The following is a 25,418-nucleotide window of genomic DNA, read 5'->3' on the forward strand; positions in this document are numbered from 1 at the left end:
GATTTGAGATAGTCTGTTATAGGCTGGTTCGATATATCCGGATTTGCAAGGATGAAGATTCTGGATTATGGTCGATCCCCATAATCTTGGAATAAACTTCCGGCGTCGTAATGAATTGAAATAATTTCACTGCTATTATGCCCCTTCAACAACAAATCTTGATCAACGATTCCGACCACTGTCACGGTTTGGTAAACTTTTCGGTCTCCGTCAATTGATCGAATTTTGATGCGATCTCCAACCTTAAAGCGGGTTTGATCGATAATTAGTTGTTTTCCACTTTCCGTAGTCGTGCTTACTTTTTGTATAACGATAACGCCGTTTTCTTGGTTCATTTTCTCCTTGTCGATCTTTCCGGCCGTTAGTTTGAATTGCAGAGCATCCAAGCCATTGTCTCCATAGGACGTAAGGAAATTATTATCTGTTCGATACCCCTCCCCTTCAGCAACGACATATCGACCCTTTCTTAATTCATAATATTTGGGATCAATCTTATCCTTAGGGATCTAACGGTTAACAAAATAATTTTCCGCCTCATAATGTTTCCATTTGAACAAATTCGATATCGTTTCCATATTAGTTTACCCCATCCCACATTTTCAGTTCAGCCAATAATACCATGGGGGAAGTTTTTTGCACCACAACCAAATATGTTAAAAAAGATTTTGATATACTAGATAAGCAGCCACTACGCAAAGGAACAAATAGAAAAACGTTTAAAATAAAAAACTATTTAAATCATCAACAAAGCATATTCTAAAATCGCCTTAAAAAGCGATTTTTTTTTTACATCTAAAGAATAAATTCAGTTGTACTAGTGTAATGTTGGAACTTTTGTGTCGTTAATGTAGGTGAATTTGTGTCGTTAGAGTGTAGTGTGCCGTCATTCTTCCCGGTGCCGTCAATGTATGGAATATTATTCTGGCCCGGACCTTCTTCAAAGGCATTCCGAAAGAGCTGAATGAAGCGGCCAAGGTGGACGGGGCTTCCGACCTGCTCCTGTTTGGATTATCCTTCCGCTGTCCAAGCCGATTATGTTCGTGCTCGCCTTGTACGCCTTTGTCGGTCAGTGGAATTCGTACTTTGACGCCATGATCTATCTCGAGAACCCGAAGCTGTATCCGCTGCAGCTCGTGCTGCGGTCCATCCTCATCCAGAATCAAGTGGCTCCCGGCATGATCGGGGATCAGCTGGCGATGGCAGAGATGAAGCGGTTATCCGAAATCATTAAATATGCGGCGATTGTCATCTCCAGCCTTCCGCTGCTGATCATGTATCCGTTCTTCCAGAAGTACTTTGAGAAGGGGGTTATGGTCGGTTCCTTAAAGTAGGATGGGAATAATACGTATGGACAGAAAGCGGGCGCGGTGATTCAGGAGATTCAGGAGAATCAGGAGATTCAGGAGATTCAGGTTCGACTATAGGGAGGGGTATATATGAAACACTTCACCAAGGCAGTGATGATTACAGCGGCATCGATGCTGGCCGTAACGGGCTGCAGCGACAAGGACTCCGGGGCAGCGGATGCCGCAGGCACGGGAAGCGATTCCGCTGTGACGCTGAAATTCATGACACAGAGCTCTCCGCTGGCTCCGGCGGATCCCAATCAGAAGCTGATCTTCCAGCGGATGGAGCAGAAGACGGGGATTCACATTGAGTGGAAGAGCTATACCAGCGAAACGTTCGCGGAGAAGAGGAACCTGGCGCTGGCCACCGGGGACCTGCCGGACGCCATCTTCGATGCGGGCCTGGGGGACTATGACCTGCTGCGTCTGGCGAAGGACGGGACGATCATCCCGCTGGACGGCCTCATTGAGAAAGATGCCGAGCTTCAAGAAGGGGCTGGGACCACACGATGGTCAGCGATGACGGCAGGTTTCTGTTCACCTCATCGGATAACGGGTTCAAGGAAGGGGTAAAGTTCCTTCATGAGTTATACCAGGAGGGCCTGATCGATATTGAAGCGTTCACTCAGGACTGGATTACTTATCTCGCCAAGGGCAAGGAGGAACGATACGGCCTCTACTTCACTTGGGATAAAGTGAATATTACAGGAGCGAATGACAAGTACGACCTGATGCCGGCCCTTAAGGGACCGTCGGGCGAGAAGAATGTGACCCGAACGAACGGGATGCGCTTTGACCGGGGCCGGATGGTGGTCACCAAGGAGAACAAGAACCTGGAGGCCACGGCCAAGTGGATGGATCAGCTGTACGATCCGCTCCAGTCCGTGCAGAATAACTGGGGGACTTACGGTGATACCGCCCAGCAGAACATTTTTGAGCTCGATCCATCGACGAACATGCTGAAGCACCTGCCGCTGGACGGCACTCCGTATGCGTACAGAGTGGATCGAGAACGGCAAAGTGGAAGCGGAATGGGCGGCCTATTTGAAAGAACTGGACCGCCTTGGCCTGCAGGAGTGGCTGAAGATCAAGCAGGCCGGGTATGACCGCAGCGTGACCCAATAAATAAAGGGAATGGGAGAGATGATCCATGAATACCACGCCATACCAAGAAAAATACCGCTCGCAATTTCACTTTACACCGCCGGCGAATTGGATGAATGACCCGAACGGCATGGTCTACTGGGACGGAGAGTACCATCTGTTCTATCAATATCATCCGGGCGGAACCACCTGGGGGCCCATGCACTGGGGGCATGCGGTAAGTACGGATTTGAAGCATTGGGAGCATCTGCCGATAGCCTTGAGGCCGGACCGTCACGGACAGATCTTCACGGGATGCGCCGTCGTGGATTGGGAAGACAGCAGCGGCTTCTTCGGTGGCAGGCCGGGTCTGGTGGCGGTCTTCACGCATGCGGACCAGCATCCGGATACGGGGCGTCCGAGACAGCGTCAAAGCTTGGCTTACAGCCTGGATAAAGGAAGATCCTGGGTGACCTATGAGGGGAATCCGGTGCTTGACCATGAACAGCTGGCCGATTTCCGGGATCCCAAAGTGTTCTGGTATGCTCCCGAGCGGACGTGGATCATGGTGATTGCAGCGGGGGACCGTGTTCTGTTCTATACGTCTTCCGACTTGAAGGCATGGGCGTATGCAAGCGAGTTTGGGGCGGGCGCCGGCTCGCACGACGGCGTATGGGAATGCCCGGACCTCATCGAGCTGCCTGTAGACGGACAGGCGGACCGGACCCTGTGGGTGCTGATTGTCAGCATCGGCGACAACCCCGATCGCCCGGAAGGCTCGCGGACCCAGTATTTTGTCGGGAGCTTTGACGGCAGGGGGTTCACAAGCGATGCACCGACGGACACCGTGCTGTGGCTGGACCACGGAAGGGATCATTATGCCGGTGTGACCTGGTCGGATGCGAACCGGACGGATGGGGGCCGGCTCTTCAGCGGGTGGATGAGCAACTGGAAATATGCCAACCTCACGCCGACGGGCAGCTGGAGAAGCGCCATGACGCTTCCGCGGGTGCTGTCCCTGAAGACCTTGCCCGTCGGAGTCCGGCTGGTGCAGGAGCCGGTGGCTGAGCTTCAGAAGCTGCGCGGAGAACAGGAACAGTGGGAGGACGTAACGTTGACACCGGGTACCCATGTCCTGTCGGGCGTGAAGGGCGGGACGTATGAGATCGAGTGCGAGCTCGACCTGGGCAGCGCTTCGGAGCTGGGTCTGAAGCTTCGGCAGGGCGGACATGGCTTATGAGTGGCTGTTCAACGGAATGAACGATTATAAGAAGCTGGTGATCTCCAAGGATACGGATTATAACATCAAACGGACGATGGTCGAAGGCACACTGACGGAAGATCAGATCGCGATCTCGGACGAGCTGAGCGCCATGTTCCCCGAGTATGTGAACAGCCTCGGGATTACCGCTGCCGACGGAACTTTGCTGACCCTGGATGCCGAGGGGAATGGATCCTTTAAAAAATATCTTACATCTTATGTGATCGCATCGGCGCAAAAAGCGCTGGACAGCGGTACGGATCTCTCGCCGCTGACCTGGATTACCCTGAAGGACGGAACGGTCACCGACCTGGATTTTGACCAATATCTCGCCTACGTTGGAAGAATGAAAACCCCTTCCGCCTTCGACGGTCTGGATCTCAGCAATGCCGAGAACGAGCTGTTCGGCACGGCGGCGGCCAATGTCCAGCATTTTACCCAGTTTGGCCTGGAGAACAGCACGGTGGAAGGCACCCTCGCTGACGCTGCGCTCGTGAAGATGATGAACCCGATGTACTATATCGGTACCGAGGGCGCAACTACCGCGGCCAACTGGCGGATTCGCCAAGGCACCTCGGATAATGATACCTCCATCGCCGTTCCGGCTATTCTAGCCGCAGCGCTGGAGAATAAAGGCTACAGCGTTGACTTCGCGCTGCCTTGGGGACAGGGGCACGGCGGGGATTACGATCTCGAGGAGCTGTTCGCCTGGATGGATGAGATCAGCGCCGCACCCTCCCAAGCCGTCGTATCGGCCGCTCCGACAACCTCCTCTGTGATGGTGGATGGGAAACCGGCCGCAATGGATGCGTACCATCTGGACGGCAGCAACTATGTCAAGCTGCGGGATCTGGCGGCGGTACTCTCGGGCACGGATAAGCAGTTCAACGTGACGTGGGACGGCGCTGCAAATGCGATCAGCCTGACTTCGAACGAAGCGTACACGGCAGCCGCCGGTGAACTCTCCGCATCCGGTAACAGAGCGTCCGCGCCCATGAAAGCAGCGGCTTCGGATTCGACGTTATACGTGAACGGCCAAGCGGTTCGGATGACCGCCTATCTGATCGACGGCAGCACCTATTTTAAACTGCGCGATGTCGCCAAAGTGATCGATTTCAATGTGACATGGAATGGCGATACAAACACGATCGCGGTGGATCCATCGAGTTCTTACAAGGAAGAAGAGTCGGAGTAATTTTGTATAGAGGAAACAGCTATACCCTGTAAGATTAGGGGCGGCTGTTTTTTTATGCGATAACGTCCATCCGAAATCGGATCCTTTACTTGGCCATGGCTTCGCCGGACAGCTTGATCTAACGATAGTATTTTTCCTCGATTAGGTAAAATATTCAATCCTTTCTAAAGAATCGTTAAGGATGGAGGATGCTGTAGAAGGATGCCGAATGCATACAGGGAGCATGGATGTATCGCCTATTGTTCAATACAAAGTGTATCATGAGGGGATGGGTGAAAAAACGATGAGAAGGACTGTGTTCGGATGGTGGATCGGGCTGTTGGTGCTGCTGCTGGTTCCCATGTATGCGCACGGGGCGGGGGAGATGACTCTAAAGCTCAACGACTTTGATCGCGGAGAGCCGCAGTATGAGCAGATTTATGTCTCCGTCACGATCAAATCCGAATATGAGCTGCAGAAGGTAACCGCCAAGATCGACGATAAGGAGATCGAGCTGCCCTTCAGGGAATGCAGGGATTACTATGACTATGCCTGCTACTGGGGGAATTACTTCCCGCTGACCGGTCTGAAGCAGGGGACCAAGACCTTAACGGTAACGGCGCAGGATTATCTCGGAAACGCCAAATCGGTCTCCAAAGCCTTCCTGTACGACGCGCCGCCCGAAGTGACGGTTAGCGGCGTTACGCCGAATACCCTGGTCCACAACGGGAAGTTCAGAGCCGAGGTTCAGACCAGCGATGTGCTGTCGACTCCGAAGATTGTCGCAGCAATCAGTCTGGGCAGCCAAACGATTGAAACGTTCAAGGCGTCGGGGGCCCTGAGCCGCGAAGTGGACTTGTCCGCTTACAAAAATCAGGTTCTGACTTACAGAGTGGAGGTATATGACGGCAACCACTACCGCCGGTTCATATCAACCTACCTCCTGTATGTGGATCCCGTCACCCGGATTCCTGTGTACGACGTGAAGGGCCGGATTGTGGATGCCGACGGCTCACGGGTCTTGTATGTGAGCCCCGAAGGCAGTCTGCGGATCAAACAGCTTCGCGACGGATCGGAATCCGTTGTATATAAAACCGCGTCCGATCCGGAAAATTTCTACGTATCGGATATGCATCTGACCCGCACGGGAGCCATACTGTCCATCGGGCAAGATTACGGCAGCATTCATGTATGGCATGACGGACAGCTGATCGATACCGGCGTCCAAACCACACCCGGGGACCGCGGAACCCCGACCTATTACCTCACGGTACAAGAGGATGGGCGGTATGCCTATATGCATCCCCGGAATATTCTGATTGACACCGAGACAGGGGCCGTGACGCCCTACAGCGAGGAGCTTGTCCCTCTGCTCAAAAAAGAACATGGCAGCCTGCACGAGAATAACGGCTGGAAGGCCGTGACTCAATCCACCGCGTCCGGACGCAATCAAATCTTTCTGGAGTCGCCTCATGGAACGGTAACGCAGGTGACCTATTTTAACGGATACTCCAGTATCTTGGAGTTGACGCCGTTCGGCGGGCTGGGGCTCATTTATAACCAGGACTTCTATACCTATGCCCCGGGAGACACGCTGCCGAAGAAAATAACGCCCTATTCCTATTATGATATGTCCTTTTACTATGCGGACGGCAGCTGGTATCAGTCCGTGAGCGGCGGGCTGTTCCGGCTGAATACCGGTATGGTCCCTCCGGGGGATTACACTCCGCCCCGCTGGTCCGAGCCGAGCAAGGCACTCGCGGTCACGGACGTGACTTATCAGGGCTTGAACCTGAGCTGGCAGCCGGCCGTGGACGATCAGGCGGTGACCGAATACAGGGTCTACCGGGAGGGTGCCCAGCTCGTCACCGTGTCCGGAAGCACGTACAGCTATGCCGTTACCGGGCTTTCGCCGGCGACCTCCTACACCTTCCGGATCGAAGCGCTGGATGCGGCAGGCAACCGGAGCCCGGTCCGGCCGTCGGTCACCGCAGTCACACTGGATGTGCCTGCTGGGGACGGCAAGGCGCCGGTCTGGCCGACGAACGCCGCGCTCAGCGTAACGGACATCACGTACAGCAGCGCCGGCCTGGCCTGGACCCCGGCGGTTGACGACCTCGGGGTGGCCTCATACAGCATCTATGCGAACGGGGAGCTGCTGCAGACCGTCAGCGGTGAAGTATACGCCTACGCCGTTACCGGCTTGAAGCCGGAAACGAACTACACGTTCCGGGTCACCGCACAGGATGCTGCGGGGAACGTTACCGCGCAGGGCATCGAGGCTTCGGCTGTAACGCCGGCTTATACACCCGCGCCGGTGCCTGCGCCTCTCTCGCTCACGGCGAAGCCGGGCTTTCTGGATGTGGGCTCCTCCCTGGAACTGAAGATCCGCGCCGAAGATGCGGAGGATCTGTACGCCTTCCTGCTGAAGCTGAACTACGACGGGGCGCGCTTCAAGCTCACGCAGGTATGGCTGGACTCCTCCTTCGGTACGGAGAAGCAGGACGCCCTGCTCAGCCAGAAGACAGCCGACGGCTCCGCGGCGCTGGCCGGCACGCTGCTTGGCGGCCGCGCCGGTCACGACGGTGACGTAGGTCTCGTCACCCTGCGGTTCACCGTGCTGCAGCGCGGCAGCGGGGAGTTCGTGCTCGAGGGCGGCGCCTCGCAGCTCGCGGACAGCAGCGGAACCGTCCGCCCGCTGGGCGACCCGGTGCGCCTGACCGTAACGGCAGGCGGAGCAGACTATGACGGCGATGGGAAGATCGGCCTCGGCGATCTGGTCCTTATCGCACGCCACGAGGGGCTCCGCAGCGGAGAGGCGGGCTTCGACGCCCGCTACGACTTGAACCGTGATGGAGTGGTCGACAGGACGGACGTGCAGTATGTCGCGGACAAAGCGGCGGCTGCGGGCTGACCTGGCCAACCCCAGCCCAAACAGCCTGCCGGCCTGAGAGATCAGGCTGCTGCGGGCTGTTTGGGCTGGAACAATCCGGCCTCTTTACAAACTTTGTTTAGTTATTTGACAAATAAAGGATAAATATGTAAAATTAAACTGGGGATGTAGGAAACGCTTACAATCATTTTAAAATCTACTTTTTTATGTCGTGAGGATAAAGGGGGAGGAGTCTCAACCGTTCCATCCATGATTCTAGTTCAAATAAAGGAGAGTGTGTAACATGATCAGATTCAAAAAACAATATGCCGCCGTCGTATTGGCTGTAACCTTTGCATTTTCTTCCGCAGGCTTGGCCGTGCTGCCTTCGTCCACCGTATACGCTGCCGATGCTTCGGGCGCAACAGCCTCGATCTCCGATATTTTAAAATACCAGCAGTCCGACGGGGGCTGGAGAAAAGACTATTCGGTTACCAGCGGAGACTGGGCCAAGTCAACGATCGACAACAAAGCGACCTATACCGAAATTCGAAGATTGGCCGCCGAATATCAAAAGACAAAAAACAGCCAATATTCTGCAGCAGCGGTTAAAGGGATCCAATTCTTATTGACGATGCAGTATGCTAACGGCGGATGGCCGCAGATCTATCAAAGCTCCGGGTATCACAACCATATCACTTATAATGATGATGCCATGATTAACGTCATGATTCTTTTGGACGAAGTCGCCAATAAAAAAGGAGATTTTTCTTTCATTGACAGCACCTTAGCGGATAAAAGCAGGAATGCCGTCGCTAAGGGGGTGGAATGCCTGTTAAAAACGCAGCTTGTGGTGAACGGACAGCTGACGGCCTGGGGACAACAGCATGATTCCGTCACTCTGAAGCCTGCCGGTGCCAGAGCGTATGAAGTTCCTTCACTTTGCGCCAAGGAAAGCGTGGGCATTGTCAAATTCCTGCAGACCCGCCCTTCAACCCCGCAGATCGCCACTTCGATTCAGGCTGCGGTGAAGTGGTTTGGCGCAGTGAAGCTTACAGGAATCAAAGTCGTGAAGACCAGCGATGATGTTGTGGTCGTGAGCGATCCGAACGCATCTCCGATCTGGGCCCGCTTCTATGAGATCGGCACGAATAAGCCCATCTTCGCAGGACGGGACGGGGTGGTCAAGTACAAGCTTAGTGAGATTGAGCAGGAACGGAGAACCGGGTACTCCTGGTATGGTGCCTGGCCCTCCTCTCTGGTCAATTAATCGGTTCACCCACCGAACAAGAAACAGACTCCCTTGGCGAAAAGGCCGAGGGAGTCTGTTTTTCTTCCGGGGTGCCGCGAATCGGATTCGAAGAGTTGAGCCTTCGAGTGGGGGGAGAAACATAATTTGTCCTCTTTGGGAAATGATATCCAGAGCAAGTCCCTTAATGGAGGAAGATGCCACGGATGGATGAGTTGAAGAATGCCGGCGGCCCTCCGGGCCGCGGCCGGGAGCAGGCAGCGCACGCTGCCCGGCCCCTGTCCTCCTCCCTGGAGGAGAATGTCACCGGGATTCTCCGCGATGTGGGGAACAGCGAAGATATCGTGTCTAGAACCTTCCGTGCAGGCCCGGACGGGCAGCTGAACTTCTGCATCCTGTATACGGAAGGCCTGACGGACACGAATGCGGTGCAGCACTTTGTCCTGACCCCCCTGATGAACGGGATCGGTTCTCACGAGATGGACCTGCTCCAGCGGTCGGAAGGCTCCCTGCTGCAGGGCTTGAAGGAGCTTGTGTTGACCGCCGGCTCGGTCGAGGAGATGAAGGAACGCCAAGGCCTGATGAGCTCGCTGCTGTCGGGACAGGTCCTCCTGCTGGCAGACGGGATTCCGCAGGCTCTGTCGATCGGTATGAGACATTGGGAGGACCGGAGTGTCACCGAGTCTACGGCCCAGAATGTCGTGAGGGGGCCGAAGGAAGCCTTCACGGAAACCTTGCGGACCAATACGGCACTGATCCGCCGGAAGATCAAAGATCCGAAGCTGCGGCTGGAGAGCATCTCGCTGGGTGAATTTACCCAAACGGCGGTTGCCGTGATGTATATAGAAGGGCTGGCCAATGAGAAGATCGTAGAGGAGGTCCGCCTGCGCCTGGGCCGGATTAAGCTCGACAGCATCCTGGAAGGAAGCTACATCGAGGAGATGATCGAGGACAACAAGTGGAGCCCGTTTCCGACGGTATTCAACACGGAACGTCCGGACGTGATCGCTGCAGGGCTGCTGGAAGGGCGCGTCGCGATCCTGGTCGACGGTACGCCATTCGTGCTTATGGTCCCTGCGCTCTTTATGCAGTTTTATCAATCGGCGGAGGATCATTACCAGCGGGCGGATATCAGTACGCTGATCCGGTTCATCCGGATTTTCGCATTATTTATCGCGCTCAGCGCGCCTTCGCTCTATATCGCCATCACCACCTTCCATCAGGAGATGCTTCCTACCCGCCTGCTGATGAGCCTGGCGGCGCAGAGGGAGGGAGTGCCCTTCCCGGCCTTCATTGAGGCGCTGATCATGGAGATTACCTTCGAGATCCTGAGGGAAGCCGGCATCCGGATGCCAAAGGCCGTCGGGTCGGCGATCTCCATCGTAGGTACCCTGGTCATCGGCCAGGCGGCTGTCGAAGCGGGCATTGTGTCTGCGGCGATGGTCATCGTGGTGGCGATCACGGCCATCTCCAGCTTTGTGCTCCCGGCCTACAATTTATCGATTACAATCCGGATGCTGCGCTTTATTCTGATGGGTCTCGCCGCCTCGTTCGGCCTGTACGGGGTGACCATCGGGACGATCACCCTGCTGCTGCACATGTGCTCCCTGAGGTCGTTCGGCGTACCCTACATGAGTCCGTTCGGGCCCTTTATCCCGGGGGATCAGGATGACGCCCTCTTCCGGCTGCCCCGCTGGATGCAGCGCAATCGGCCGAGGCTGATCTCCCAGCAGGATTCGACCCGGATCGAGCCCGCCCCCGTCCGCAAATCCAGAGGCCCCGCTTGACCGTAAGGAGGAGCTTGTATGTACAGTAGAATGCTCGTTGTCCCCATACTGATCGCCTGCTGTACGCTTCTGCTCACCGGCTGCTGGAACCGCAGGGAGATGAACCAGTTGGCCATCAATATGGGGCTTGGCATCGATAAGGATGATAAGGGCGGCTACCGGATCACCGCACAGGTGGTTGAGCCGAGGGAGGTAGCCTCGAGGCAGGGCGGAGGCGGCAACTCACCGGTTACCGTGTACCAGACCACTGCCAAAACGATCTACGAAGCCATTGGGCGGATCACCGAGGAAAGTCCCCGCAGACTCTACTTGTCCCATCTGCGCATTCTCGTGCTGGGGGAGAGCCTGGCCAAAGAGGGTGTTGCCCCCATCCTGGATTTTTTGTCGAGGAATCATGAGATGCGTACGGATTTCTATATCGTGGTCGCCAAAGAGTCCCGGGCCGAAGAAATCCTGAAGGTGCTTACCGCGATCGAAGAGGTGCCGGCGAACAAACTGTTCACCTCGCTGTATGAATCGGAGAAATCATGGGCCCCGGCACTGACCATTACGCTGGACCGGTTCATTAACGATCTGGTCAAGGAGGGCAGGAATCCAGTGCTTACCGGGGTCAAGATTATAGGGAAAAAGAAGGCTTCAAGCAAGAAAGAGCTCAGCATGCCGGACCCGGAAACCAAAATCAAGATCTCGAGTCTGGCGGTATTCCGAAAGGATAAGCTGATCGGATGGCTGGATGAGAAGGAGAGCAAGGGCTATGTCTACATCACCAATAAGGTGTACCGGACCGTGGGATCGATGCGCTGTCCCAAAGGGGGGCAGATGAATCTCGAGATCGTCCGCTCCAAAACCGTGATGACGGGGAGGGTGGTGGGCGGAAAACCGGAGATCACCATCGAGGTCCGCAATGAGGGCAATATCGGGGAGGTCCAGTGCGAGGTGGATCTGACCAAGCCCGAAACGATCGACGAGCTGGAGCGGGTCGCAAGTGCGCGGCTGCAGGAGATTGTGAAGGCCGCCCTGGCGGCAGCCCAAAAGAAGTATAAGTCGGATATCTTCGGGTTCGGGGACAAGATCAGACGATCGGACCCCAAGGGCTGGGATCAAATCAAAGACGAATGGGACAAGCTGTTCCCTCAGATGCAGGTGTACGTCAAAGCCGATTTCCAAATCCGCCGCTTGGGTACCGTCGCCAACCCGATCTTCCAGCTTAAAAGATGAAGGAGAGAACGTGGGATGCCGTTCATTGTTCTGTCTATCGTTGCCGCTGCACTCTTCTTCCTATGGATCGATTCCCCGATCTGGCGGAAGCAGCGGAGAAGGGAACGGATCGTCTTCTTCGGGATGCTGCTGGCCGGAACGGGCCTCAACATTCTCGAGTTCGCCACCAATTTGGAGCTGCCGAACCCTTCGAGAATCATGATCGTGGTGTACAAGCCGGTATCGGATCTGCTGAAGCAGCTGCTCCAGGTGTAAGAACGGAAAGGGGACCGTGATGCAGAAAATCAATGCAGGTGAACTTGCCGCGGTCATGCTGATATTCGAAATGGGCACCTCCGTGGTGGTCGGCCTCGGTATGCAGGCCAAGCAGGATGCCCCGCTGGCCATTCTGTTCGGCATGGCCGCGGGTCTGCTCCTATTCCTGATCTATGACAGCTTGTACCGCAAGCACGGGTACCATTCTCTGGTCGGCTGGCTGAAGAGCGGATTCGGCAGGCCCCTCGGGAGCTTGGCGGCCATGCTGTATATGCTTTATTTTTTTTACATTGCGGCAAGGGACATGAGGGATTTCGGCGCTTTGCTGCTGAGCTCCATCCTGCCGCTGACGCCGATGGCTGTCGTCCTTCTGGTGATGGTCCTTCCGGTGATATACGCTTGTCTGCTCGGCATTGAAACGATTGGACGGTTGGGCGAGCTTCTTCTGGGCGTCATTGCATTTCTGGGGGTGCTGTCCTTGTTCCTCCTTATCGCTTCGAATGCGATCCAGTGGGAGAATATGCTTCCCCCTCTGGAGCATGGCTGGAAGCCAGTACTCCAGACGGCGTTCCCGCTGACCACCACGTTTCCGTTCGGGGAGCTGGTTGTGTTTACGATGCTGCTGCCTTCCCTGAAACATCCGCGGCTCGCCAGAAAGACCGGACTGACCGTCATTCTCATCAGCGGCTTCGCCCTAAGCATAATCATTACGCTCAACATCAGCGTACTCTCCCCCTACGGGGCCGAGAATGCGACCTTCCCGCTCCTCCGGACGCTGGGGAAAATCCGGCTGGGCGAATTTATCGAGAGGATGGAAGTGATCGCCATTGTTACATTAATTATCGGAGACTTTTTCAAGATCACGGTCTTCCTGTATGCCTCGATGCTGGGGTTCGCGGAACTGTTTCACATCCGGAAACGGCGCAGAGAGCTCACCCTGTGTCTGGGCCTCCTCCTGTTTCTATATTCGCTGGTCATGACGGACAGCTTTATGAAGCATATCGAAGTCGGACTGAAGATCGTCCCGCTGTACCTTCATCTCCCGTTTCAGGTCGGCCTTCCCCTCCTGCTGCTTGCCCTCACCTGGGTGCGCGGCAGAGTTCAAGCCCAAGGCAGGTGAGTGTCATGCAGAGCCAGGTGAAAATAAGCAACCGGCAGCTAACCGTCTTGGTGACGCTGTACGTCATCGGAGACTCCATCCTGGTGCTGCCCTCCTTCCCCGCCATGTATGCCAAGGAGGATGCGTGGATTTCGGGACTGATCGGGATGATCATCGGCCTGATCTTTATCTATCTGTTCGCTAGGCTCGGGAAGCTTCATCCGGAGATGAATCTGTATGAGTACAGCAGCCGTAAGCTGGGGAAGTGGGGGGGGCGGGCGGCTGCCTTCGTGCTCTGTTTTTATTTTCTGCTCATGGTATCGGCACAGGTCCGGGAGATGGGGGATTTCATGACGACGCAGATCATGCCGCTGACCCCCATTCAATCGATCCAGCTGTTATTCCTGTTCATTGTCGTGCTTGGAGCACGGCTCGGGATCGAGACGATCGCACGTACGGGAGAGATCCTGTTCCCCCACTTTTTCCTGCTGTTCTGCCTGCTGGCGGTCTGCCTCCTGCCGGAGATCGACCTTCAGAATGTAATGATCCCTCTGGGCAGCGGCGTCAAGCCGGTACTCTACGGATCGCTGACGGCCATTACCTTTCCGTTCGCGGAAGCCGTTTGTATGCTCACGATTCTGTCTTCCACGAACAACAAGGAGAAGATGCCGCGGAGCATGCTTATCGGCGCTCTGATCGGCGGCATCGTCCTGGAGATCGTCATTGTACTTACCATTGTGGTCATCGGAGCTCCAGTCGCGGCCAATCAGATTTATCCCGCTTATTCGCTGGCGAAGAAGATCGGGATCGGCAATTTCCTTGAGCGCATTGAAGTGATTCTGGGGATTATGTGGATCATTACCACCTTTTTCAAGACGGTGTTGAACTTCTATGCGCTGAATCTGGGGGTCTCCCAGCTTGCCGGGTTCAAGGAGCCCAAGCTGATGACGCTGCCGCTTGGCATGATCCTGCTCGTATCTTCCATCGTCGCCTTTCCGGACATCGCGTATTTTAACGATCTGGCAAGCAGCTACTGGCCGTTTTTGGATTTTACCGTATGTCTTGCGGTCTTCGTGCTGTATGGCTTCAGGCTCTTCAAGAAGAAGACTAGAGGGTACCCAAGGTGAGCAAAGGATGCGGGCAAATGAAGCGTGCAAATGAAGCTCTTGCTCTGTAACGCGTTTCATATTTTATACTGATGGGGTGCACAGAAGGAATATACTTATTCAACCGAGGAGTGAACGATAGTTGATTCATCGCGAATTGCGCCCCTTCGGGCCGGAGTTTCTCTGGGGCTCGGCATCGGCCGCTTACCAGATTGAAGGCGCTTGGAACGAAGACGGGAAGGGGCCGTCGGTGTGGGATCTATTCACTAAGATCGAAGGCAAAACCTATAAGGGCAGCAACGGAGACATGGCCATGGACCATTACCACCGGTACCGGGAGGATATCGCGCTGATGGCGGAGATGGGCCTGAAGGCGTACCGCTTCTCGATCAGCTGGCCGCGGATCTATCCCTCCGGCCATGGTGAAGTGAATGAAGCGGGCCTGCAGTTCTATGACAACCTGATCAACGAGCTGCTCGCCCACGGCATTGAGCCGGTGCTGACGCTGTACCACTGGGATGTCCCCCAGGCTCTCATGGATGAATACGGAGCCTGGGAATCCCGGCGCATTATCGAGGATTTTGACCGGTACTGCATCACCTTGTTCGAGCGCTACGCCGACCGGGTCAAATACTGGGTATCGCTTAACGAGCAAAATTATAATACGAACCACGGCTTCATTACCGCCATGCATCCGCCGGGCGTCAAGAACCGCAAACGGTTCTACCAGGCGAACCACCACGCCTTCCTGGCCAACGCCAGAGTGATTGATTCTTTCCGCAGGCTTGTGCCGCACGGCAAGATCGGACCGAGCTTTGCTTACTCCCCTGCCTATCCGGCTTCCAGCAAGCCCGAGGATATGCTGGCGTTCGAGAATGCGGAGGAGTTCACCAATTATTGGTGGCTCGATGTGTACTGCCTTGGACAGTATCCGCAGCTCCCCCTGCGGTATCTGGAAGAGCAGGGACTGGCCCCTGTCTTCGAAGAGGGGGACCTGGAGCTGCTGCGCCGGGGCAGGCCGGACTTCGTCGGCGTCAATTATTATCAGACGATCACCTACGAACACAATCCGTTGGATGGCGTCGCCGAAGGCCGAATGAATACGACAGGACAGAAGGGCAGCAATCAATCGACCGGGATGCCGGGCCTGTACAAGACCGCGCCGAATCCGAACCTCGAGACATCGAACTGGGACTGGGCAATCGACCCGATCGGTCTGCGGATCGGCCTTCGCCGGATTACGAGCCGCTACGGCCTGCCGGTGTTCATCACGGAGAACGGACTGGGAGAGTTCGACAAGCTGGAGGCGGACGATACCATCCATGACGACTACCGGATTGCCTACATGAAGTCCCATCTGCTTCAATGCCAGCAGGTGATCCATGACGGCGTGGACTTGATCGGCTACTGCAGCTGGTCGTTCACCGATGTGCTCAGCTGGCTGAACGGGTATCAGAAGCGCTATGGGTTTGTCTATATCGACAGGGACGAGACCGATGCGAAGTCGCTGCGCCGGATCCCGAAGGACAGCTTCCACTGGTACCGGGAAGTCATCCGGACGGGAGGCAGGAGCTTGTCGACTACCTCTTGATCTCCACAAGCTTAACCTTGCGTATATGGCGCTGCGGCCCACCTGTGACAGGTGGGCTGTTTATGCTGTGACGGCGATGCCGCTTATCCTTGCAGGGGAGCAGGCAGGAGGCCGTGGAGCATGCGCCGGATGTCTTCGTATACCGTATGGCCGTCATCGAATAAGTCGGTCATGGCATAGAAGCCGTGAATCATGCCGGGGTAGCGCCTTCCCACGACTCCCACGCCGGATTCCATCAGCAGGCGGCCGTAGGCCTCGCCTTCGTCACGGAGAGGATCATATTCGGCTGTGATGAGGAGTGCCGGCGGCAGGCCGGAGAGCCGTCCCAGCATGGGGGAAGCGAGCGGGTCGAGACGGTCCGCATCGCCGCGCAGGTAGTGGCGTGTGAAGTAATCCAGCATGTCCCGGTTCAGAAAATAGCCCGATGCATACTGTCTTTCGGATTCGTATTCATGGGAGAAATCGGTCATCGGACAAATGAGGATTTGGCCGATGATGGTTCCTGGCAAGTCATCGCTGCAGGCTTGCTGTACCGCCACGGCAGCCAGATTGCCGCCGGCGCTGTCCCCCGCCACGATGATTTGGGACACATCGAAGCCAAGCGCAGCTCCTTGCTCGGCGGCCCACTTGACCGTGAATACGGCTTCATGGGCGGCGGTGGGGAATTTATGCTCCGGCGCCAGCCGGTAATCGGCTGAGACGACGGCGCATCCCGTTTCGGCGGCCAGCTTACGGCAGAGCGGATCGTACTTGTCGACGCTGCAGAGGACGAAGCCGCCTCCATGGAAGAATACGATCACCGGCAGCAGGCCTTCCTTCACCGGCCGGTAGATCCGCAGGGGGAGGTCGCCATAAGGGCCGGGGGCATGGGTATCCGTCACCGAGGCAAGCGGGGGCGTCCCGGACATGGCCGTTCCGGCGACCAGAGCGCGCAGGGCTTCCGGCTCGAGTTCGTGGGATAAGGGGAGCGAGGCGGTGTCTTTCAGAAACTGTTCGGCTTGGGGATGGAGCGGCATAAGGCATTCCTTCTTTCAGCAGTAGATTGGCGCGTGAGTAACGACGCTTGAATCGAGGGTAGCATGCCTTCTATACTTGAGACAGTAGGAGACGTAACTAGTATAAAAAATACCCGGATGGGGGTCTCGCTCGATGGAAGCCAGCCGTAACCGAAAAGCAATAGGTGAATTTCTGAAAAGACGGAGAAGCAGCTTGTCTCCCCAGCAAGCGGGTCTGCCGGCGGGCCATACGCGCCGGCGGACGCCGGGACTGCGCCGCGAGGAGGTCGCCCAGCTCGCCGACGTGAGCATGACATGGTACACATGGCTTGAGCAGGGGCGCGAGGTCTCCGCGTCAGCGGAGGTGCTCGACCGCCTCTCGGCTGCGCTGAAGTTAACCGCGACGGAACGCCAATACATCTACCTGCTAGCCGGGCGTTATACTCCTCCGGCAAGGGACTTGTCCGAATACCGGCTGTCGCCCGCTTTCATGAATCTGGTCCGGTGTACACCTTATCCGTTCTTCGTGATCGGCCCCCAAAACCGCCTCATCGCCTGGAATGCCGAAGCCTGCGGGATCTTTGCGGATTTTTCCCTGATCCCGCCAGAGGACCGGCAGATGCTGAGCCTCGTCTTCCTGCATCCGGCCTTCCGGACGAAGATCGTCAACTGGGAGTCATCGACCAAGGTGGCGCTCTCGTTCTACCGGAAGGTGTACGATCCAGCCGCTGACCAGCCTTGGTACACGGAGCTGACGGAATCGCTGATGGAGCGAAGCGCGGAGTTCGCGGCGTGGTGGCCGCTGCACGAGGTGGCCGACAAGAACGGGATGCAGGTGGAGATCGAGCACGAAGTCATGGGGCGGCTGCATTTTGAGATTATAACCTTCAACCAGATCAATGACCTCGAGAACCTGATGTGCTGCATTTATATGCCCGTGCCGGGCACGCTGACGGAGGAGCGGCTGGCAACATGGCGGCAGAAGCATTCTTAAACAGGCCGCAGGAAGGCTCCGCGCGAGAATGAACGTTCCCATCCTGCGGACAGTCTGCAAAGAAAAGGAGGAGAACCCATGGCGAATATCCGGGAGATTGCCAAGGCCGCCCAGGTTTCCGTTGCGACGGTATCCCGGGTATTGAACGGCCATCCTTACGTCAGCGAAGAGAAGCGCAGACGGGTGGAAGAAGCGATGCGGCGGGCGGGATACAGCCCCAACTCCAATGCCGTCCACCTGGCGACAGGGCGGACGGGGATGGTGGGGGTCGTGCTTCCGTTCAGCCATCATCCGTACTTCCATGCGCTGCTGGGCGGTCTGACGGAGGAGGCGCTGAAGCACCGGTATACGGCGCTGCTCTGCCAGACGAACTATGACCCGGATGAAGAGCGGCGTTACCTCCATATGCTACGGACGAGGCATGTGGACGGCCTGATTCTGTGCTCCCACGAGCTGCCCTGGTCCGAGATCTCTCCTTACGCAGGGGACGGGCCGATCGCGGCCTGTGAGTCGGTGCGGCTGGAGGGGATCTCATCCGTGTATACGAACCATTACGAGGCATTCCTTACGGGAATGCGCTGCCTGAACCGCCGCGGGCACCGGAGCATCGGATTCTGCATCGGCAGGCGGGACAGCGAGAGCAGCCGCCAGAGGTACGCGGCTTATGCGGACGCGCTGTGCGGGATGGGCGAGCCGCTGCACCCGGAGTGGATCTTCGAAGGCTGCACGATGCTGGGGGACGGCATGCGGGTGATGGATACCATAGCCGGAATGGCACAGCGGCCTTCGGCTCTGCTCGTCACCGGCGATGAAGCCGCCGCGGGTGTCCTGGCCCGCGCCCGGCAGCTGGACATACCGATCCCCGGTCAGCTGGCTGTCGTGGGCTTCGATAACCAGCCGATCTCCGAGGCGCTGCAGCTGACGACGATCGACCAGCAGCTGCAGGAGATCGGCCGGCAGGCTTTTTTGGCCTTTTACCAAAGATTGGTGCAGCCTGCAGCCCCTCCGTCCCGGATCGAAATTCCTTTTGAACTCGTCGAAAGATCGAGCGTATAGAATCGCAAACCGCTCGGCAATTGATCAGAATGGACAACCATCCCGGGCGTCACGGCGCACTCCTCCTGCAGGGGTGCGTTTGCTTTTTGAATCGTGCGGGAGCGCCGGCAGTCCCGGCCGAGTTTACGAATTGTCGATCATTTTCTTATTGTAGATCGGTTTTGTTGCGAAAATGGGGACCGTGTTCTGAAACCGTTTCCTTGAATTCTTCGGGGGGTCGGATATAATGTAGAAAAAATGGGCATTCGGGGAGCGCAGGATATGGTACGAAACTGGAAGCAGTGGAGCCGAAGCGTGGCGTTTAAGTGGATTGTATCCTACGCGGTGATCATGATCATACCCGTTCTCATCAGTGCGGTCGTCTACATGCAGACCCGGGAGATCGTGGAATATGAGATTCGGCGGGCGAGCAATGCCATGCTGAATCAGGTCAAATACGTGATCGACAATGAGCTGAAGCAGACCGAGAAGCTGGCCGCCCAGCTGTCGATCGATCCGGAGATCAAGCGGTTCCTGGAGCTTGGGAGCGATACGGAATCGGCTCATTCGTTCCAGGTGTACCAGACCGGGCAGGAGCTCAGCAAGTACAAGGCGTTGAATGATTTCATCCAAGGCATCTATATTTACTCGAATCCGCTGAACAAGGTCCTCTCCAGCGAAACCTATGCGGATGCCGCGATGTTCTACGAAGTGACGCACCGGACGCCCCCGTTCACTTATGAAATGTGGCTGAACGCCGTGCGGGATCCGGGCCGCAAGCTGTACCGGCAGATGCCCGTCATGGATGCCGGCCGGATGGGCGAGACGGTCGTCTTTCAGCAATCCTTAACGAACAAGGGAGTGGGCCGGCCGGCCGGTACGCTCATGATGCCGATCAACCGCAACAAAATACAGCACATGCTGGAGAACGTGGACTGGGTGAACCAGGGCCGCATTGTAATTATGGACGAGCATGACCAAGTGCTGTTCCAGAACCGGCAGGAGGAGACGGTCCCGGCTGCCTACCTGGCAGCGTCAAACGAAGCGCCCGAGAGCATCATCTCCTCCCTGGATTCGGATACGGCGAGGTGGCGGTACGTCTCCGTCTTCCCAGCGGATATCTTCTGGGAGAAGGCCCGGCAGATCCGCAATCTGAACCTGCTTGGTCTGCTGCTGTGCTGCCTGATCGGGGCGGGGGGCATCTCCTACTTCGCCCGCAAGAACTATGGTCCGGTCCGGGAGCTCGTCCATGTTTTCTCCCGGTTCAAGAAGGACCGGGAGGGGAGCCCGACGGATGAATACACCTTCATCCGGGAGAACGTGCTCGCGGCCCTGCAGGAGCGCGAAGAGATGAACATCCGGCAGGACCAGCAGCTGCGCGTGCTGCAGGGCTATTATTTGTCGCGCCTGCTCAAAGGACAAGCGGAGGAGTCCATGTCCATGGATGAGGCGGCGCGGATCTACCGCATGAACTGGAAGTCGGACCAGTATGCCGTGCTGCTGTTTCATATGGAGCCGGGGCAGGACAGCGGTATCGCCCTTGATCTGGTCCAGTTCATCGTCTCGAATATCGTGACGGATCTGATCGGGCAGCGGCACGGCATTCACTTCACGGACCTTGACGGGATGCTCGGAGCCCTGATTAACATTCATCCGGAGCATGCCTTCTCCTGGAAGGACGATGTGGAGGAAGCGCTGTCCGAAGCGCTCGAATTCATCGGCCGGAGGTACCGTCTGGCCTTCGCCGCGGCGGGGAGCGGACTGCAGGCCGGGCTGAAGGGCATTCACCAGGGGTTCCTGCAGGCGCTCGAAGCCCAGGAGTTCAGCCTGCTGCTAGAGGAGAGCGGATTCATCTGGTACGAGGAGATCAAGCCGGAGGAAACGGACTACTACGTGTCGATGAATGACGAGATGATCCTGATCAACCTCATCAAAAGCGGCGAGCTGGACAAGGCGACCGGGATGATCGACGGGCTGATGGCCCACATCTTCGGGCAGCACGCGTCCATCGATATGATCCGCTGCGCGATGATCGATCTCGCCAGTACGATGATGAAGAGTATTCCGCCGGAAGTTCGACGGTCTCCGGTGTGGGAGGAGCGGCGTCCGGTGAAGCGGCTGCTTGCCTGCTCCACACGCGCCGATTTCCGGCAGGAGCTCATGGAGATTGTGACGCTGGTGTGCGGCAGCGTGAACGAAAGGCTCTCTCTTGCCTCGAACCAGGGCATCGGCAGCCAGGTGGAGGAGTACGTGAAGGCCCATTATGCGGACGATAATCTCAGTGTGTCCCAGATCGGAGCCCACTTCGGCATTACCCCCCAGTATGTATCGAAGCTGTTCAAGGAGCATGCCGGCCAGGGGCTGCATGACTTCATCTCCCAGTACCGGATCGGCCGGGCGAAGGCTCATCTCGACCAGGGAACCTCGATTGACGAGACGGCGGTGAAGGCCGGCTTCTCGAGCAGCAGCGCCTTCATCCGGGTGTTCAAGAAATATGAGGGCATCACGCCCGGCAAGTACAAGAGCATCCAATAGGGATCCAAGAGCATTCAATAGGGATTCAAGAGGGATTAGTGGAAAAAGACGACCGGTTTCAAACGAACGATCGTCTTTTTTTCGTATGGTCAACGCAGTTGCGAAATTGAACATTGTCTGCGGCAAGCCCCGTGCCTTACAGTGGGGGAGCGGAAACACGAAGGCCAATCATACCATGGTGGGGGATGGATGCTTGATGAAGACACTCACGAAACGAAAGCTGTACACTTCATGCACGATGATTCTCGGGTCGGCTCTGCTGGCCGCCGGATGTACAGGCGGGCAGGGCGGCGAAGAGTCAGCGAAGCCGAACACGGCGGAAAGCGGCCAAAGCGCGAACGCGAATTTCTCTTATCCGATGCCGGGCAATGTGGAACTGACTTATATGACGGAATCCCTGGGCGGCATCCCTGCGAGAGCGCCGATCGACGACGAATACCAGAAGCGGACCGGCATCGCGATCAAGCATCTCGGCGGCACGCCAATGTCGGACCAGAAGTTCAGTCTGCTGCTGGCCTCCGGAGAGCTGCCGGATATCTTCCTCAATACGTGGCTGCAGTATCCGGGCGGTCCGGACAAAGCGGTGGAGCAGGGGTATATCCTGAAGCTGAACGACCTCATCGACCAGCATGCGCCGAACCTGAAGAAAGCGCTTCAGGAGCATCCGGAGATCGACAAGATGATCAAGACCGATAACGGCACCTACTACGCGTTCCCGTTCATCCGCTCGGAGGCGGGCCGGGTGTACGGCGGTCCGATCATCCGCAAGGACTGGCTGGACGAGCTCGGACTTTCCGTGCCGGAGACCATCGACGAATGGTATACCGTGCTCAAGGCCTTCAAGGAGAAGAAGAACGCCGCGGCCCCCGTCACCTTCCGCACGATGTTCTTAGGGGAGCGCACAGCCGGCTTCGCAGGCGCTTACGGGGTCATGGGCAGCTACTATGTCAAGGACGGTAAGGTCGTCTACGGCTACCTCGAGCCCCAGTACAAGGAGTACCTCAAGACGATGAACCAGTGGTACAAGGAAGGGCTGATCGACAAGGACTTCGCTTCGATTGACGCGGCGACGGTGGATAAGAAAATGACGTCCAATGTCAGCGGAGCAACCTTCGGCTGGCAGTTCTACATCGAGAAGTACAACTCCGCCGCCCAGGCTGCGGATCCGAAGGCCAATTATGTCGCTGCGCCGTATCCGGTGCTGAAGAAGGGCACGAAGCCGGAGTTCGGCCAGCTCGACAATGCGTATGCGGGCACGAGCTCCGCGGTCATCTCGGCGAAGACGAAGAACGTGGAAGCCGCGATGCGGTGGCTGGATTACGCTTATTCCGAGGAAGGCAGCATGCTCAATACGTTCGGGATCGAGGGCGTGACGTATGAGCTGAAGGACGGCAAGCCCGTATACAAGGATCTCGTCGTGAAGAATCCGGAGGGGCTCGGCAGCGACCAGGTCATGATGCAGTATGCCCACGGGACGAACTTCCCGATGATCCAGCGGGACAACAACCTGCCGGCCAAGTATCCGCAGACCCAAGCCGCCTTGGATGTCTGGAGAAACACGAACCATGCCCAGCATCTGCTGCCGCCGGTGACGCCGACCGCCGAGGAGGCTGATGAGATGGCGAGTATCATGAACGACATCAACGCCCTGGTCAAGGAGGCGGAGCTGAAGATCATCCTGGGCGCCGAGCCGGTGGAAGCCTATGACAAATATGTGGAGCAGATGAAAGGCCTCGGCATTGAGCGGGCGTTGGAGATTCAGCAGGCGGCGTACGAGCGGTACCTGAAGCGGTAAAGCGAAGCGGTAAATCGAAGCAGAAAATCGAAACGGAAGTTCGAAGGGAAAAATGAAGCGGTAAAATCGAAGCGGCAGACGGAGGCGCGAATCCAAAGTGCCGATCTGAAACCGTGAATTCAGGCGGAGACCGGTGGCAGTGGCCTGGCTGGGGACGAGCCTCAGGCAGGCATCCCCGGTCCTGTCCATCATGAGCTGAATAAGGGACGGTGGTGTGATGATCAGCTTAAGGAAAGACCTCACCCGCAACAAGTGGCTGTATCTCATGATGCTCCCTGTGCTGGCATACTACATTGCATTTCACTATGCGCCCATGTACGGCGCGGTTATCGCCTTCAAGCAGTTTGTACCCGCCAAAGGCATTTGGGGGAGCGAGTGGGTCGGGTTCAAGCACTTCGAGAGCTTCTTCTCGAGCATCTACTTTTTCCGGGTGATCAAGAATACGGTGCTGCTCAGTCTGACGAACCTGTTCTTCGGCTTCCCTGCCCCGATCATCCTCGCTCTGCTGCTGAACGAGCTGAAAAGCAGCCTCTTCCGGCGCATTACCCAGACGATCACCTACATGCCGCATTTTATTACCTTGGTTGTCGTGGCAGGCATTATCCGCTACTTTACCCTGTCCGACGGGCTGATTAACGACGTGATCGCCTTCTTCGGAGGGGAGCGGGCAGCGTTCCTGCAGCAGCCGGAGTCCTTCCGGCCGATCTATGTCATCAGCGAGATCTGGCAGCAGGTCGGCTGGGGCACGATCATCTATCTTGCGGCGATCGCCGGCATCGACCAGCAGCAGTATGAGGCAGCCAAGATCGACGGGGCCACTAAGCACGGCCAAATCTGGCATATCACCCTGCCGGGCATCCTGCCTACGGTCATGATCATGCTGATCCTTGCACTGGGCAACCTGATGAATGTCGGCTTCGAGAAGATTATTCTGCTGTACAGCGCAAGCATCTACGAGACGGCGGATGTCATCTCGACTTATGTGTACCGCAAGGGGATTCTGGAGTTCAACTATGGATACAGCACCGCCGTAGGGCTGTTCAATTCCCTGATCAATTTCGGCATACTTCTGGCAGCCAACTACCTAAGCAGGAAGGTCAGCCAGAACAGCTTGTGGTAAGGAGGGACCGACTTGATCAAACCGACACTGGGCGAACGGATATTTGACATCGTCAACTATTTGATCATGATTGTATTGATTATCGCGACGCTGTACCCCCTGCTCTATATCTTGTTCTCGTCGCTGAGCGACGGCAACCGGCTGATCTCCTTCGACGGGATCCTGCTCTGGCCCCAGGGCTTCTCCCTGGACGGCTACAAGGCCGTCTTCAGCAACGCGGCCCTGATGCAGGGCTTCAAGAATACGCTCTTCGTGCTGATTGCCGGACTCGCCATCAACTTGACCATGACGTCGCTCGGCGCTTATTTTCTCTCGCGGGATGATGTCAAGCTGAGCAAGCCGATCATGATGTTTGTCGTGTTCACGATGTTTTTCCAGGGGGGACTGATTCCCTTCTATCTCATCGTGAAGGCTTATGGGCTGACCAACACGCTGTGGTCGCTGATTCTCCCGTCGGCCGTCAGCACCTTCAACCTGATCATCATGCGGACGTACTTCCAGTCGCTGCCGAAGGAGCTCGAGGAATCGGCCTTCCTGGACGGCGCCGGGCACTTCACGATCCTCTTCCGCATCTTCATTCCGCTCTCGATGCCGGTGGTGGCCGTGATGATCCTGTACTACGGCGTAGGGCACTGGAACAGCTGGTTCTCTGCGATGATTTTCCTGCGGGATCAGACTTTGTTCCCTGTTCAACTGGTGGTCCGCAATATTATTCTGGAGAATGACAATGCGAATATGATCGGGACGACGACGCTGGCGCAGAGCCAGAGCGTGGCCGAGACGCTGAAGTATGCGGCGATCATGGTAACGACGGGGCCGATCCTGCTCCTATATCCCTTCCTGCAGAAGTATTTCGTCAAAGGGGTTATGGTCGGGGCGTTGAAGAGCTGACCGGCGGAAGAG

The 25,418-nt window shown here is 56.7% G+C and carries 18 protein-coding genes and 2 pseudogenes; 18 read left to right on the plus strand and 2 right to left on the minus strand.

Annotation, left to right across the window (positions count from 1 at the left end; all coding sequences use genetic code 11):
• Nucleotides 1–65: 65 nt before the first annotated feature.
• Nucleotides 66–386 carry a hypothetical protein gene (locus tag ACP26L_RS11115; protein ID WP_426452581.1) on the minus strand — a complete coding sequence of 107 codons (321 nt, stop codon included), beginning with the start codon at nt 384–386 and terminating at the stop codon, nt 66–68.
• Nucleotides 387–879: 493 nt separating this feature from the next.
• Here ACP26L_RS11115 and ACP26L_RS11120 point away from each other — a divergent pair.
• From ACP26L_RS11120 to ACP26L_RS11175, 12 genes and pseudogenes are all read left to right on the plus strand, one after another.
• Nucleotides 880–1,331 (plus strand): annotated as a pseudogene (locus tag ACP26L_RS11120) (carbohydrate ABC transporter permease); the annotation flags it as partial.
• Nucleotides 1,332–1,436: 105 nt separating this feature from the next.
• A pseudogene (locus tag ACP26L_RS11125) lies at nt 1,437–2,471 on the plus strand (hypothetical protein).
• Between the two features lie 25 nt (nt 2,472–2,496).
• The gene (locus ACP26L_RS11130; RefSeq protein WP_426452582.1) at nt 2,497–3,669 is read left to right on the plus strand and encodes a glycoside hydrolase family 32 protein; all 1,173 of its coding nucleotides are present in this window, start codon (nt 2,497–2,499) and stop codon (nt 3,667–3,669) included.
• Nucleotides 3,659–4,885: a subtype B tannase gene (locus ACP26L_RS11135; protein ID WP_426452583.1), complete on the plus strand. Its 1,227-nt coding sequence runs from the start codon at nt 3,659–3,661 to the stop codon at nt 4,883–4,885. The genes ACP26L_RS11130 and ACP26L_RS11135 overlap by 11 nt, the downstream gene beginning before the upstream one ends.
• A 283-nt stretch (nt 4,886–5,168) precedes the next feature.
• On the plus strand, nt 5,169–7,778 hold the full coding sequence (locus tag ACP26L_RS11140; RefSeq protein ID WP_426452584.1) for a fibronectin type III domain-containing protein: 2,610 nt from the start codon (nt 5,169–5,171) through the stop codon (nt 7,776–7,778).
• Nucleotides 7,779–8,040: 262 nt separating this feature from the next.
• Entirely contained in the window at nt 8,041–9,006 is a 966-nt protein-coding gene (pelA, locus tag ACP26L_RS11145) for a pectate lyase (protein WP_426452585.1), read from the plus strand.
• 185 nt (nt 9,007–9,191) lie between these two features.
• Complete coding sequence (locus tag ACP26L_RS11150) at nt 9,192–10,772, plus strand: spore germination protein (protein ID WP_426452586.1); 1,581 nt, start codon at nt 9,192–9,194, stop codon at nt 10,770–10,772.
• A gap of 18 nt (nt 10,773–10,790) precedes the next feature.
• A complete protein-coding gene (locus tag ACP26L_RS11155; protein WP_426452587.1) occupies nt 10,791–11,990 on the plus strand; it encodes a Ger(x)C family spore germination protein in 1,200 nt (399 codons plus the stop codon).
• A 15-nt stretch (nt 11,991–12,005) separates the two neighbouring features.
• On the plus strand, nt 12,006–12,245 hold the full coding sequence (locus ACP26L_RS11160) for a hypothetical protein (protein WP_426452588.1): 240 nt from the start codon (nt 12,006–12,008) through the stop codon (nt 12,243–12,245).
• A 19-nt stretch (nt 12,246–12,264) separates the two neighbouring features.
• Complete coding sequence (locus ACP26L_RS11165) at nt 12,265–13,365, plus strand: GerAB/ArcD/ProY family transporter (RefSeq protein ID WP_426452589.1); 1,101 nt, start codon at nt 12,265–12,267, stop codon at nt 13,363–13,365.
• A 17-nt stretch (nt 13,366–13,382) separates the two neighbouring features.
• Entirely contained in the window at nt 13,383–14,471 is a 1,089-nt protein-coding gene (locus tag ACP26L_RS11170) for a GerAB/ArcD/ProY family transporter (protein WP_426452590.1), read from the plus strand.
• Between the two features lie 121 nt (nt 14,472–14,592).
• The gene (locus ACP26L_RS11175) at nt 14,593–16,041 is read left to right on the plus strand and encodes a glycoside hydrolase family 1 protein (protein ID WP_426452591.1); all 1,449 of its coding nucleotides are present in this window, start codon (nt 14,593–14,595) and stop codon (nt 16,039–16,041) included.
• Nucleotides 16,042–16,124: 83 nt separating this feature from the next.
• Here ACP26L_RS11175 and ACP26L_RS11180 read toward each other — a convergent pair whose 3' ends face one another.
• Nucleotides 16,125–17,057: an alpha/beta hydrolase gene (locus ACP26L_RS11180; RefSeq protein ID WP_426452592.1), complete on the minus strand. Its 933-nt coding sequence runs from the start codon at nt 17,055–17,057 to the stop codon at nt 16,125–16,127.
• Nucleotides 17,058–17,190: 133 nt separating this feature from the next.
• Between ACP26L_RS11180 and ACP26L_RS11185 the strand changes: the two genes are divergently transcribed.
• The 6 genes from ACP26L_RS11185 to ACP26L_RS11210 all read left to right on the plus strand — a co-directional run bounded on the left by ACP26L_RS11185 (nt 17,191) and on the right by ACP26L_RS11210 (nt 25,406).
• A complete protein-coding gene (locus tag ACP26L_RS11185) occupies nt 17,191–18,030 on the plus strand; it encodes a helix-turn-helix transcriptional regulator (protein ID WP_426452593.1) in 840 nt (279 codons plus the stop codon).
• A gap of 78 nt (nt 18,031–18,108) precedes the next feature.
• Nucleotides 18,109–19,086: a LacI family DNA-binding transcriptional regulator gene (locus tag ACP26L_RS11190; RefSeq protein WP_426452594.1), complete on the plus strand. Its 978-nt coding sequence runs from the start codon at nt 18,109–18,111 to the stop codon at nt 19,084–19,086.
• A gap of 261 nt (nt 19,087–19,347) precedes the next feature.
• Nucleotides 19,348–21,600 (plus strand): AraC family transcriptional regulator, encoded by a 2,253-nt coding sequence (locus ACP26L_RS11195; protein ID WP_426452595.1) that lies wholly within the window; start codon nt 19,348–19,350, stop codon nt 21,598–21,600.
• Between the two features lie 196 nt (nt 21,601–21,796).
• Nucleotides 21,797–23,395, plus strand: coding sequence for an extracellular solute-binding protein (locus ACP26L_RS11200; protein ID WP_426452596.1), 1,599 nt, complete (start codon nt 21,797–21,799; stop codon nt 23,393–23,395).
• Between the two features lie 217 nt (nt 23,396–23,612).
• Nucleotides 23,613–24,515 (plus strand): ABC transporter permease, encoded by a 903-nt coding sequence (locus tag ACP26L_RS11205; RefSeq protein ID WP_426452597.1) that lies wholly within the window; start codon nt 23,613–23,615, stop codon nt 24,513–24,515.
• A gap of 12 nt (nt 24,516–24,527) precedes the next feature.
• Nucleotides 24,528–25,406, plus strand: a complete 879-nt coding sequence (locus ACP26L_RS11210; RefSeq protein WP_426452598.1) for a carbohydrate ABC transporter permease — start codon at nt 24,528–24,530, stop codon at nt 25,404–25,406.
• The last annotated feature ends 12 nt before the right edge of the window (nt 25,407–25,418 follow it).

The sequence above is a fragment of the Paenibacillus sp. S-38 genome, from assembly GCF_049942825.1.
In the GTDB taxonomy this organism is placed as follows: Bacteria; Bacillota; Bacilli; order Paenibacillales; family NBRC-103111; genus Paenibacillus_G.